The organism is Microbacterium oleivorans (genome assembly GCF_001691565.1).
Taxonomy (GTDB): Bacteria; Actinomycetota; Actinomycetes; order Actinomycetales; family Microbacteriaceae; genus Microbacterium; species Microbacterium oleivorans_B.
This window is the reverse complement of sequence record NZ_MAYO01000003.1, coordinates 1,416,226-1,428,942: the sequence shown is the minus strand read 5'-3', so window position 1 is coordinate 1,428,942 and position 12,717 is coordinate 1,416,226. Positions and strand designations below refer to the sequence as shown.

Genomic DNA, 12,717 nt, shown 5'->3' with positions numbered 1-12,717 from the left:
GCGGTGTTACATCGGCATCACCGGGTCGAGAAGCCCGACGGCGGCCTACGCGGTGGGGCCGCTGTCGGGCCGCGATCCGGCGACGAGGGCGTGCAGCAGGTGCGCGAGGTTCTCGATGTCCTCGACGCGCCAGTCACGCAGGGCCTCCAGCAGCGCCCCCTCCTGCGGTCCGCGGGCCGCCGCGAGCCGTTCCCGGCCGTGGTCGGTCGCCGTCAGCAGGCTGGAACGACCGTCGGTCGGGTCGGGGGTGCGTTCGATGAGCTCCAGATCGGTGAGTTCGCGGACCGTGCGGCTCAGCTGTCCTTTGTCGAGGATGAGCATCTCGGCGAGGGCGGACTGCGTGATCGGCTCGTGGCGGGCGATCGTCGTGAACACCTTGTAGGCACCGGGCAGCATGCCGGGGCTGACGCTGTTGGCGTTCTCGATGATCCGACGGCGGAACAGGGCGATCAGATCGCTGAATTCGCCTTCGAGGGCGCGCACCGCCAGGGTGCGCGCCTCTCGATCGGACTGCGTGGACATCTCGCCCATGTTATCGGCGGGGCGTCGCCTCGGCCTCGGCGTCGGTGTCGACGTCCGGGTCGGTGACGGACACGGCACCGGTCGCGGTGATGCTGTCCATGCCGGCGGGAACCGACACGGTGGCCAGATCCGCCTCCGAGGCGTTGCGACGCTCCGACGTGGTCATCGTGCTGAGCGACCGGTTCGGCAGGAAGATCACCGCGAGGATGCTCAGGATGCCGAACGGCACGGCGATCAGGAACGCGGACGAGATGCCCTGCGCGTAGATGTCCTCGACGATGACCCGGAGCTGTTCGGGCATCTCGGAGACGCGGGGGAGCGTGCCCGAGCTGAGCTGCTTACCCCATGCGGCCCCGGACGGGCCGAGGGCGGTCAGGGTCTCGATGAGGCGATCGTGCGCACCGGTGAAGAGGTCCGTGACGCGCGACGCGAGGGCGGCGCCCATGAGGGAGACGCCGATCGTGCCGCCGAGGCTGCGGAAGAACGTGACGCCCGAGCTGGCGACGCCGATCTCGCTCGGCTTGGCACTGTTCTGGACGGCCAGGACGAGGTTCTGCATCGTCATGCCGACGCCGGCGCCGAGGAGGAACATGTAGACCGAGACGAGGAAGAAGTCGGTGTCGTAGTGGATCGTCGACAGGAGCGCGGCGCCCGCGGTCAGGAGGACGCTGCCGACGACGAGGTACGGCTTCCAGTGCCCGTAGCGGGTGATGAGAGCACCGACGCCCACGGACGAGAGCAGGAGGCCGGCGATCATCGGGATCGTCATGAGGCCGGCTTCCGTCGGCGTCGCGCCGCGGGCCATCTGCATGTACTGACCGAGGAAGACGGATGCGCCGAACATCGCGATGCCGGTCGCGATGGAGGCGACCACGGCGAGGGTGAAGGTGCGGTCGCGGAACAGCGTCAGCGGGACGAGGGGCTCCGAGGTGCGGAGTTCGACGATGACGAACAGGATCGCGGCCAGGACGGCGCCGCCGACCATGAGGATCGTCTCGGTGCTCCACCAGTCGTAGTCGCGGCCGGCGCTGGTGACCCAGATGAGCAGGAGCGAGACGGCGGTCGACAGCAGGACGATGCCGATGTAATCGATCTTCGGCCGACGGGTGGACGGTGCGGACGCGGGGATCGTGCGCTGCACCATGATGAGCGCCGCGACGGCGACCGGGAGCGAGACGAAGAAGTTCCAGCGCCAGCCGAATCCGTCGGTGATGACGCCGCCGAGGAGCGGTCCGCCGACGGTGGCGACGGCCATGACGGCGCCGAACAGGCCCATGTAGCGCCCACGCTCGCGGGGGCTGATGATGTCGGCCATGAGCACCTGGCTGAGGGCCGCGAGGCCACCGGCGCCGATGCCCTGTGCCGCGCGGAAGGCGATCAGGGTGCCGGGGTCCTGCGCGAACCCGGCGGCCGCCGTCGCGAGGACGAAGATGACGAGGGCGATCTGGTACAGCGTCTTGCGACCCATGAGATCGGCGAGCTTGCCCCAGATGGGGGTCGAGATGGCGGTGGTGAGCAGAGTGGCGGTGACGACCCAGGTGTAGGCGCTCTGGTCGCCGTTCAGGTCGTGGATGATCACCGGCAGGGAGGTCGACACGACGGTCGAGGCGATCATCGAGACGAACATGCCGAGGAGGAGGCCTGACAGTGGGGCGAGCACTCGACGCCGGGTCGGAGTGGTGGTGGTCATGTACAGCTCCATATGGTTGACGCACGTCAAAAATTGATAGAGGTCAACTATATGTCGATGTTTGATCCCTGTCAACTATCGGTCGACGGGCGCGCGAATGACACCGGGCACGGCCCGGATCGAGTCCGCGTCTCAGTCTGCGAGGGCGAGAGCGCGGAAGATGTCGCGCTCACGCAGCTGCTCGCGGCGGCTGACCGGTGCGGTCTGCTCGCGTCGCGGCGGGGTGTTGCCCGTCGTGCGGTGATACAGCTCGTCGATGAGGGCCGTGGCGAGACGGACCAGCGGACCGATCTCGGCATCATCGCGGTCGATCCACGCACAGCGCGGTTCGTCGCGGAGGGGAACGAAGTCCTGGTGCTCCTCCCACACGACGAGCGTGCGCTCGGCGCCCAGGACGTGCTGCTGCCACCACACCTGACGCAGGTAGGTGCGGGGGATGGACTTCCAGGTCTTGTTGGTCGTCTTGATCTCAGCGAGGAGGACGCGGCCCCCGGCATCCACCATGATCCCGTCAGGAGTCGCGAGGTGCCGCTTCTCGACCTCGGCGTGGAACAGGGCCGACGAGGGCAGGATGCCGTGGGTCGCCGCGACCCACGCGGCGATCTCGGGTTCGCGGCGCCGACCGTGATCCGTGTACGCGTTGCCGCTGAAGCCGGAGCCGTTGAGCTTGGCCTCGGCAGCCCGCGGGATGGCCCGCTCGCTCGTGAGCGACGCGACGTCCGTGGCGGTGATCCCGCGGGAGCGAGCCCGCATCCAGGCGACCCGGTCGCGGGAGTCCGCGACGATCCGGGCAGCGAGTTCGGGAGTCACCTGTCGATCCTAAGTCGCCCCTCCCGCACGCCGGCTCCGACCCGCCGCTGCCGCCTCGTCACGACGCCGCGGCGCTCGCAGCGAGGACGTCACGGGACAGGGCGTGCTCGACGGCCAGGATGCTGGCCCCCAGCACACCGGCCTCGGCCCCGGTCGCGGACTGCACGATCGAGAGGTGCGCCGTGGCCAGCGGGGCCGACCGCGCGTAGACCACCTCTCGCACCCCGGCGATGAGGTGCTCGCCCACCCGGGCCATGGACCCGCCGATGGCGATGACCGATGGGTTGACCAGGCTGACGCACGTCGTCAGAACCTCGCCGATGTCGCGCCCGGCCTGCCGCACGGCTTGAATGGCATCGACGTTGCCGCTCTTGACGAGGTCGACCACGTCGCTGCCGGTGTGGGCCTCGACGCCGATCGCGCGCAGGCTCCGGGCGATGGCGGGGCCGGAGGCGAGGGCCTCGAGACAGCCGCGGTTGCCGCAGGTGCAGGGGACCTCCCCTCCCCGCGACACGTGCACGTGTCCGATGTCGCCCGCGACGCCCTGGGCGCCGCGCTGGAGGTGGCCGTCCGAGATGAGACCCGCTCCGATCCCGGTGGCGATCTTCACGAAGAGAAGGTTGTCGACGGAGGGCCAAGCGACGGCGCGCTCGCCGAGCGCCATCGTGTTGACGTCGTTGTCGACCAGCACCGGGACGGCGATGTGCTCCTGCAGCCACCCGGGAATGTCGAATCCGTCCCATCCCGGCATGATCGGGGGAGTGGACGGCCGTCCACTGGAATGCTCCACCGGGCCGGGGACACCGATGCCGACGGCGGCGACCGACGAATCGTCGCGGCCGACCTCGGCCAGCAGGCGGCGCGCGCCGTCGAGAAGCCATGACAGCACGGCATCCGGCCCGTCGGCGATGTCGATGTGCTCCGAGGACTCCGCGAGGATCGTCCCGGCCAGATCAGCGATGGCCACCGTCGCGTGCGATGCACCGAGGTCGGCGGCGATGACCACCCTCGCGCCGGGGTTCAAGGCGAACTGCGACGGTGGGCGCCCGCCGGTCGACACCTTGTCCGCGACCGCGGTCACCAGTCCCATCCGCATGAGCTCGTCGACACGTGCCGCGATCGTCGAGCGCGCCAGCCCCGTCGATTTCGCGAGTTCGGCGCGGGTGCGGGGTACGCCGTCCCGCAGCAACTGGAAGAGCTCGCCGACGCCGGAGGTGAGGGTGGTGGTGTCTGTCATCGGGTCACTTCTTCCGGGTCCTGCCGTCGACCGCACGGCTCGACGCGCGTCCATTGTCCCCCGCGCTCGTAGGGCCGCCCTGCATGTGACGCCCCTGATCGCGTCGGGTCAGGACGATCGGCCGGACGGGCGGGCGAACCGCTGCTGCAGGAGCACGGCGACGACGATGATGACGCCCTTCGCGACCGCCTGGACCGAGGACGTGAGGTTGTTCTGAATGAAGACGTTCGTCAGGGTCTGGAAGATCAGGACGCCCAGGACGGTGCCGGTGATCGTTCCGCGTCCGCCGATCAGCAGCGTTCCGCCCACGACGACCGCCGCGATGGCGTCCAATTCGTAGAGCTGCCCGTTGACGGAGGTGCCCGCCGTGGTGCGGCCGAGGATCATCACTCCTGCGATCCCCGCACACAGCCCCGACAGTGCGTAGAGGTAGAGCACGTGCCGCTTGACGTTGATACCGGCCAGGCGCGCCGCCTCGCGGTTTCCGCCGATCGCGACCGTCCTCCGTCCGAAGGTCGTCCGGTTCAGAAGGACCCACCCGAGAACCGCGACGACGAGGAAGATCCAGATCAGCATGTCGACCCCGAGGATGTCGAGGTTCATGAACGTGATGAAGTCTCGCTGACCGCCGACCTGCAGGGTCCGTCGATCGGCCAGGATCTCGGCCAGACCGCGGGCGCCGACGAGCATGGCGAGTGTCGCCATGAAGGCGACGACGTTGCCGTAGGCGATGACGATTCCGTTGACGAGTCCCGCGAAGACGCCGACGGCCATCGCGACGACGACCATGACGATCCAATGGGTCTGATCGGCGAGGTCCTGCACGGCCGCGAGCGCTCCGACGACGGAGGCGAGCCCCAGGACGGAACCGACGGACAGGTCGATCCCGCCCGCGATGATGACCAGTGTCATCCCGATACTGATGACGCCCACGATGGACGCCTGCCGCAGGATGACCATGATGTTGGAGAGGCCGAGGAAGGTATCGGGTGCCGTCGCAGCGCCCACGATCACGAGGACGAGGAGAGCGAGGACGAGGCCGAGGTTCCGTCCCACCGATCCGGACAGGATGCGCCGCCACATCGGGGTGGCGTCAGCCGCGAGAGTCGATGTGGTCGCCGGGGGTTCAGTCGGGGTCAGCGGTGTGTCCGCTCCCGTGGTGGTCTGCTCGCTCACGCGGCGGTTCCTTTCATGACGAGGTCGAGCACACCGTGCTCGTCGATCTGGGAGGACGGGAGGGTGGAGAGGATCCGGCCCTCCGCGACGACGAGAACGGTGTCGGACAGGCCGATCACTTCTTCGATCTCGCTCGAGACGACCACGACGGCGTTCCCCTCTGCGGCCAGCCGTCGGATGAGGGCGTAGATCTCGGCTCGGGCGCCGACATCGACGCCGCGTGTGGGTTCGTCGAGGAGGAGGACGCGGGTGCCGTGAACGAGCCACCTGGCCAGCAGGATCTTCTGCTGATTCCCGCCGGAGAGTGTGCGCGCCGGCCGGTCGGGGTCGGCGGGTCGCAGCTCGAGGGCGTCGATCTGGGCGCGAGCAGCCGCTCGTTCAGCCCGGAAGTCCACGAAGCCGCCGCGGGCGAACTCCGGGATGGACGGCAGAGTGACGTTCATGGCGATCGATTCATCGAGAACGAGTCCCTGACTCTTACGCTCCTCGGGGGAGAGTCCGACGCCGGCGGAGACCGCGTCGACGACGGAGCCCCGCCGGAGCGGGCGTCCCGACACGGAGACCGAGCCGGACGTGGCGCGTCGCGCGCCATAGACCGTCTCGAGGATCTCCGACCGGCCCGACCCCACGAGGCCGGCCAGCCCCACCACCTCGCCGGCGCGCACGCGGAACGAGACATCGCCGAAGACACCCCGGAGCGACAGGCCGTCGACGTCGAGGACCACGGGAGCATCGTCGGGGAGGGGGGCCGGGGCGGGGAAGACGTTGGCGACCTCGCGACCGGTCATGAGGTGGATCAGCTCTGCCGTGGAGGTCCCGGCGACGGGGAGCCCGGTCGCCGTCGTCCGACCGTCCTTGAGGACGGTGATGCGATCGCCGATCTGCCGGATCTCCTCGAGGCGATGCGTGATGTAGACCACAGCGATGCCCGCGGCGGTGAGCTCTCGCACGACGCCGAAGAGGTTCTGCACCTCGTGGGCGTCGAGGACGGCCGACGGCTCGTCCATGATGATCAACTTCACGTCGTGCGATAGAGCCCGCGCCATCGCCACGATCTGCTTGTTCGCCGCGCTCAGCTGACCGACCTCCAGGTTCGGCGAGAGCGAGCCATGGCCCAGGCGTGTCAGGAGGTCCCTGGTCCGAGCCGCGGCCTCGCTGCGTCGCGTGAACCCCGCGCGGGCGAGTTCGTGGCCGAGGAAGATGTTCTCGGCGATGCTGAGGCCGTCGACGACGTCGAGCTCCTGATACATCGTCGCGATGCCCAGGGCGAGCCCGGCGTCGGGGTCCGCGATCTCGACGAGCTCCCCGCCCCAGCGGATCTCGCCATCGTCGGGGCGATGCACGCCCGCGAGAGTCTTGATGAGCGTCGATTTACCGGCACCGTTCTGACCGAGGATGCAGTGCACCTCGCCGGCTCGGACCGTGAGGTCTACTCCTCGAAGCGCGCGCACGCCGGCGAAAGCCTTCGTCACGCCGCGGACGTCGAGTAATGACGATTCATGGTCGACTTTGATCACGCCGCGAACATAACACGACGGAATCCTCGGACGCGACGGGAGATTTTCGCGAAATCACCGTTACCCATCTTCGTTCCGGCGGGCCGGCCCTCGATTCGGCGCGGTTTCCACGCTGGGAGACTTATGGCGAGTAGAAAACAAAAGTTGACGCGGAGAGGCTGGGTTCTGTTATCTTCGTCCCGTCAGCGCTGACCCTCCTCCTGTGCGTTCTCGACGCCGAGAGGTGCGCTGGTCGCTTCACACCAGAGCTGCATCACATTCAAGGAGGAAGACATGCGCTCACGCATGACGGCGCGGACGCGCCTCGTCCTGACCGGCGTCGCCGCCGCCGCTTCGATCGGCCTGCTGGTCGGTTGCACGGGGACCGGGGCCGACGAGAACGGCGCCGAAAGGCAGGGCACCACCACCGAGGAGAACGCGGAGAGCGGGGACACCGTGACCATCGGCTTCTCCGGCCCCGCAGCCGATCACGGGTGGCTCGGCGCCATCAACTCGGGTGCGGCTGATGCCGCCGCGAGCTTCGATGACGTCGAACTGAAGACAGCGGAAGGGACCAACGACCCCATCGCCCAGATCGCCGCCGTCGAGACGTTCGTCAACGACAAGGTGGATGCCATCGTCCTCCTGCCGACGGACGGCGCAGCCCTCACCGAAGCCGCGATCGCGGCGATGAACGCCGGCATCCCCGTCATCAACGTCGACCGCGAGTTCTCGAGCCCCTTCGCCGCCCGGGCCACGGTCCTCGGCGACAATTACGGCATGGGAGTGTCCGCAGGCACCTACATCTGCGAACAGCTCGACGGGAAGACCGACGCCGTGGTCGCCGAGATCGCCGGCATCGATTCGCTTCCGCTCACGCAGGACCGATCGCAGGGCTTCGCCGACGCCTTGAAGGACTGCGGCCTCGACGTCTCCGCCCGCGTCGCCGCCGATTTCACCGTTGCCGGCGGCGAGTCCGCCGCATCGCAGCTGCTGTCGGCCAACCCGAAGATCGACGCCATCTGGAACCACGACGACGACCAGGGCATCGGCGTCCTCGCGGCCGTCTCCTCGGCCGGCCGCGACGAGTTCTTCATGATGGGCGGCGCCGGCAGCAAGGCCGCGATGGAAGCGATCAAGGACGACGACAGCGTCCTCAAGGCGACCGTCATCTACCCCTCCACGCAGGCGGCGGACGGCGTCGCGTTGGCCCGTCTCATTGCGCAGAGCAAGACCCTCGGGGACATCGTGACCCCCGGCATCCCGAACCGGATCGTCCTCGACGCGCCGGTCGTCACGAAGGAGAACGTCGACCAGTACATCGATCTCGCCTTCGAGTGATCACCACGGGGGCGCCCGGTGCGTGGGCGCCCCCACCTTCTTCGAGAGGACATCGTCATGACGACAAGGCTCCGGGTCGCGATGATCGGCCACGGCTTCATGGGTGCCGCCCATTCGCAGGGCTGGCGCGTCGCGCCGAGGTTCTTCGACCTGCCGCTCGATCCCGTTCTGCACGTCGTGACCGGTCGCGACGCCGAGGCGACGGCGGCGGCGGCGGCCAAATGGGGCTGGGCGGAGTCCTCCACCGACTGGCGCGCGACGATCGCCCGTGACGATGTGGACGTGGTCGACATCGTCACCCCCGGCGACACCCATGCCGAGATCGCGATCGCCGCGCTCGAGGCCGGCAAGCACGTTCTCTGCGAGAAGCCGCTGGCCAACTCCGTCGCCGAGGCCGAGGCGATGACGCAGGCCGCGGCCCGCGCCGAGGCGCGCGGCATCCGGTCCATGGTCGGCTTCACCTACCGCCGGGTCCCGGCGGCGACGTTCGCCCGCGACCTGGTCGCCGCCGGCCGACTGGGCGAGATCCGCCAGGTGCGCGCCGAGTACCTGCAGGACTGGTTGATGGATGCCGAGGCGCCGATGACCTGGCGCCTCGACCGAGCGAAGGCGGGCTCGGGATCGCTCGGCGACATCGGGGCCCACGCCGTCGACCTCGCGGAGTACATCACCGGGCAGACCGTCGACAGCGTGTCCGGCATCGTAGAGACCCTGGTCGAGGACCGTCCGCTTCTGGCGGACGGCATCGGGCTCTCGGGGACCGCGAGCGCGGAACGCGGAAAAGTGACCGTCGACGACGTCGCGCTCTTCACCGGGCGGTTGAGCTCGGGTGCGCTCGCCTCTTTCGAGGCGACCCGGTACCGGACGGGGCGCAAGAACGCGCTGCGGGTGGAGGTGTCGGGGACGCGCGGTGCGCTCTCGTTCGACCTCGAGCGGCTCAACGAATTGGATTTCTACGACGCGACCGCACCAGAGACCGAACTCGGTTTCCGTCGCGTCCTCGTCACCGAGCACGGCCACCCGTATCTCGCGCCGTGGTGGCCCACCGGGCACATGCTCGGCTACGAGCACGGCTTCTCCCACCAGGTCGTCGACTTCACGACGGCCATCGCCGAGGGCACCGCACCCCGTCCGTCGTTCGCCGACGGCCTGCACGTGCAGCGCGTCCTCGACGCGGTGGAACGCAGCTCCGCGGACCAGAGCCGCTGGGTGCGGACGAACGACTGACCGCGGGACCCCCGCATCCGAGAAAGGAATCGCAATGGCGCGACCGATCACCCTGTTCACCGGCCAGTGGGCCGACCTGCCCTTCGAGGAGGTCGCGCGCCTCGCGGGGGAGTGGGGCTACGACGGGCTCGAGATCGCCTCCTGGGGTGATCATCTCGACGTGTCCCGGTGGGACGACGCCGCTTACGTCCGCAGCCGGAAGGAGATCCTGGAGCGCAACGGGCTGCAGGTGCACGCCATCGCCAACCACCTCGGGGGCCAGGCGGTGTGCGACGACCCGATCGATCAGCGGCACCGCGACATCCTCTCCGACCGCGTCTGGGGAGACGGCGACGCCGAGGGAGTGCGCCGCCGCGCCGCGGAGGGGATGAAGGACACGGCTCGGATGGCCGCGAAGCTCGGTGTGAAGATCGTCACCGGCTTCACGGGGTCCTCGATCTGGAAGTACCTCGCGATGTTCCCGCCGGCATCCCAGGACATGGTCGACGCCGGCTACGAGGACTTCGCCGCCCGCTGGAATCCGATCCTCGACGTGTTCGACGAGGTCGGTGTGCGGTTCGCCCACGAGGTGCACCCGTCTGAGATCGCGTACGACTACTGGACCACCCATCGCGCCCTCGATGCCATCGGTCATCGCGAGGCGTTCGGTCTGAACTGGGACCCGAGTCACATGGTGTGGCAGGACCTCGATCCGGTGTCGTTCCTCTGGGACTTCCGCGACCGCATCATCCACGTCCACTGCAAGGACACGAAGCAGCGCCTCGGCAACGGGCGCAACGGCCGGTTGTCGTCGCATCTCGCCTGGGCAGATCCCCGGCGCGGCTGGGACTTCATCTCCACCGGGCACGGCGACGTGCCGTGGGAGGACGCATTCCGCATGCTGAATGCGATCGGCTACACCGGTCCCCTCTCGGTCGAATGGGAGGACGCCGGTATGGACCGCCTCGTCGGTGCCCCCGAGGCGCTCGCCTTCGTCCGCCGCCTCTCGACGTACGAGCCGTCCGCCGCCGCCTTCGACGCCGCCTTCTCCTCGCACTGACCCGGGCGCTCGCCTGCGCGGGAGCGCGGCACGCGTCGGGTGTCGGGGCGCGCGGCGGGCCCCGGCATCCGCTCTGCCGTCCACATCATGTCCTCCGATCGACACCACAGGTCGTCAACGGCGCGGAACGTGTGTCCTCGAACGGTCGACATGATGTGGACCTCGCCCCTTCCTCCACTGCACCCCGGAACTCGGCCCCCTCCCCGATTCGGCGCGCGATCCCCCTCCGGCCGAGCCGGCCTGTGGAGGCTCGCCGCATGCCACGTCACATCTCGTTCGCCGAAGCGCGCCGGTCGGTTCTGGATCGCGCGACTCTGGAACGCGCCGGGTGGCGGTCGCGCGACATCACGGACGCCGTGAAGGACGGTCGGATGCGGAGGATCCAACGCAATCGGTACGTCCTCGCCGAGCGGTTCGATGATCTGTGGCCCGAAGCGCGCCACCTCGTCGAGGTCGCGGCCGCTGATGGCGAACGTAAAGACGGGACGGGCGTGTTCTCGTATCAATCCGCCGCGGTGTTGTGGGGGCTGCCGCTCGCGCGGCACGTGCCCGATGCGGTTCACGTGAGCATGCCGGCGGATGATCGGATGACCAGTCGTCCGGCGCTACGCCGACACGCGGACCGGCTCGACCCGTCCGAGATGACGGACCGGTTCGGTGTGCCGTGCACGACGTTGGCTCGCACGGTCTGGGATCTGAGTCGAGTGCTACCGCCGTCCAGCGGTGTCGCTGCTGCGGACGCGGCATTGCGCATCGTGGCGTCCGACTCCGGCGGCGATCCCGAGGTGGGCGAGCGCTGGCGTCAGAGCGTGCTCGACATCGGCCGGCGGAAGCGCGGTTCTCGAGGAGCGGCACGTGCCGAGGCGGTCATCGCCTTCGCGAACGGTCTCGCCGAGAGCACGGGGGAGAGCATCGCGCGCTGGATGCTGGCTGAGATCGGGTTCGCGCGATTCCGCCTGCAGGTCCCGGTAGGCGGGCCCGCCGGCTCGGACTACCGCGTCGACATCGAGCTCGAGGACGAGGCCGTCCTCGTCGAGTTCGATGGCGCGGTCAAATACCGCGACGATGCGCTCCGTGCCGGTCGACACCTGGACGACATCCTGCTTCGGGAGAAGCAGCGCGAGGATTGGATCCGAGGCGTGACGCAGAAGCGACTCGTGCGCATCGGGTGGGCGGACCTCGACTCTCCGCAGGTGCTCGCGGCGCGGATGGCCGCATTCCACGTCTCACCCCGCCCCTGACCGCGCCGGCCGCCGCCCGCCCGTCGTCCATGACCGCGCCGGCCGCCGCCCGCCCGTCGTCCACATCATGTCCTCCGGACGATGACACATCTCGTGAACCGTGCACATCATGTGCTCTCGTCGCGAGCACATGATGTGGACAACCCCGCAAGCCCGGGTCGCCGCGACGGATGCCGGGATTTGGCGGGTGCGTCTGCGGCACGTACACTGGGGACAAGCCAAAGACCGTCGGTCATCGGCGTGCGCCCGCGCACATCGATCGAAGCTCTGCATCGCAGGGGCCCGCGCAGGTGTACGACAGACTTCCGGGAAACCGGGCTCAAAGCTCCGTGCGCTTGCGCCGGAGCTTTTCTCATGCAGCCCGACCGTCGAGGTCGATGTTCCGCTGCCGCGGGACGTCTCGTACACATCAAGGAGTGACCATGGCGCAGAAGGATGCATCGGTCGCCGAGCTCACGAAGAACTTCGAGAACTCGAACGCCGTCTTGCTGACCGAGTACCGCGGTCTGACGGTTGCCCAGCTCAAGGAGCTGCGCAACAACATCCGTCAGGACGCGCAGTACGCCGTGGTGAAGAACACGCTGACCAAGATCGCCGCGAACAGCGCGGGGATCACGGCTCTGGACGAGGACCTCAAGGGTCCCTCGGCCGTCGCTTTCGTGCACGGTGACTTCGTCGCCACTGCCAAGGCTCTGCGTGACTTCGCCAAGGCCAACCCGCTTCTGGTGATCAAGGGCGGCATCTTCGAGGGCAACGCCCTCACTGCCGACGAGGTCAACAAGTACGCCTCGCTCGAGAGCCGTGAGGTTCTGCTGGCGAAGGCTGCGGGCATGATGAAGGCGACGATGGGCAAGGCTGCCGCCACCATCGACGCGCTTCGCGAAAAGCTGGAGACCGCTGACGCCGCGTAAGCGACGAGCGAGCTCTTTTACACAAAC

At 68.6% G+C, this 12,717-nt stretch carries 11 protein-coding genes; 5 read left to right on the top strand and 6 right to left on the bottom strand.

What is annotated here, in order from left to right; genetic code table 11:
* Nucleotides 1-45: 45 nt before the first annotated feature.
* The 6 genes from BBA86_RS09650 to BBA86_RS09625 all read right to left on the bottom strand — a co-directional run bounded on the left by BBA86_RS09650 (nt 46) and on the right by BBA86_RS09625 (nt 6,907).
* Nucleotides 46-522, bottom strand: coding sequence for a MarR family winged helix-turn-helix transcriptional regulator (locus BBA86_RS09650; RefSeq protein ID WP_411267691.1), 477 nt, complete (start codon nt 520-522; stop codon nt 46-48).
* Nucleotides 523-532: 10 nt separating this feature from the next.
* Entirely contained in the window at nt 533-2,212 is a 1,680-nt protein-coding gene (locus BBA86_RS09645) for an MDR family MFS transporter (protein WP_065572253.1), read from the bottom strand.
* A gap of 132 nt (nt 2,213-2,344) precedes the next feature.
* Complete coding sequence (locus BBA86_RS09640) at nt 2,345-3,022, bottom strand: YqaJ viral recombinase family protein (RefSeq protein WP_065571364.1); 678 nt, start codon at nt 3,020-3,022, stop codon at nt 2,345-2,347.
* Nucleotides 3,023-3,080: 58 nt separating this feature from the next.
* Nucleotides 3,081-4,259: an ROK family transcriptional regulator gene (locus BBA86_RS09635; RefSeq protein WP_065571363.1), complete on the bottom strand. Its 1,179-nt coding sequence runs from the start codon at nt 4,257-4,259 to the stop codon at nt 3,081-3,083.
* Nucleotides 4,260-4,367: 108 nt separating this feature from the next.
* Entirely contained in the window at nt 4,368-5,435 is a 1,068-nt protein-coding gene (locus BBA86_RS09630) for an ABC transporter permease (protein ID WP_065571362.1), read from the bottom strand.
* Nucleotides 5,432-6,907 (bottom strand): sugar ABC transporter ATP-binding protein, encoded by a 1,476-nt coding sequence (locus BBA86_RS09625; RefSeq protein ID WP_065572252.1) that lies wholly within the window; start codon nt 6,905-6,907, stop codon nt 5,432-5,434. The genes BBA86_RS09630 and BBA86_RS09625 overlap by 4 nt, the downstream gene beginning before the upstream one ends.
* 318 nt (nt 6,908-7,225) lie before the next feature.
* On the opposite strand from BBA86_RS09625, the gene BBA86_RS09620 reads away from it, so the two are divergent.
* The 5 genes from BBA86_RS09620 to rplJ all read left to right on the top strand — a co-directional run bounded on the left by BBA86_RS09620 (nt 7,226) and on the right by rplJ (nt 12,690).
* Nucleotides 7,226-8,272, top strand: a complete 1,047-nt coding sequence (locus BBA86_RS09620; RefSeq protein WP_065571361.1) for a substrate-binding domain-containing protein — start codon at nt 7,226-7,228, stop codon at nt 8,270-8,272.
* An 81-nt stretch (nt 8,273-8,353) separates the two neighbouring features.
* Nucleotides 8,354-9,499 carry a Gfo/Idh/MocA family protein gene (locus BBA86_RS09615; RefSeq protein WP_065571360.1) on the top strand — a complete coding sequence of 382 codons (1,146 nt, stop codon included), beginning with the start codon at nt 8,354-8,356 and terminating at the stop codon, nt 9,497-9,499.
* A 34-nt stretch (nt 9,500-9,533) separates the two neighbouring features.
* A complete protein-coding gene (locus BBA86_RS09610; protein ID WP_065571359.1) occupies nt 9,534-10,538 on the top strand; it encodes a sugar phosphate isomerase/epimerase family protein in 1,005 nt (334 codons plus the stop codon).
* 257 nt (nt 10,539-10,795) lie between these two features.
* Nucleotides 10,796-11,779 carry a hypothetical protein gene (locus BBA86_RS09605; RefSeq protein WP_065571358.1) on the top strand — a complete coding sequence of 328 codons (984 nt, stop codon included), beginning with the start codon at nt 10,796-10,798 and terminating at the stop codon, nt 11,777-11,779.
* Between the two features lie 422 nt (nt 11,780-12,201).
* Entirely contained in the window at nt 12,202-12,690 is a 489-nt protein-coding gene (gene rplJ, locus BBA86_RS09600) for a 50S ribosomal protein L10 (RefSeq protein ID WP_018186978.1), read from the top strand.
* Nucleotides 12,691-12,717 lie beyond the last annotated feature (27 nt).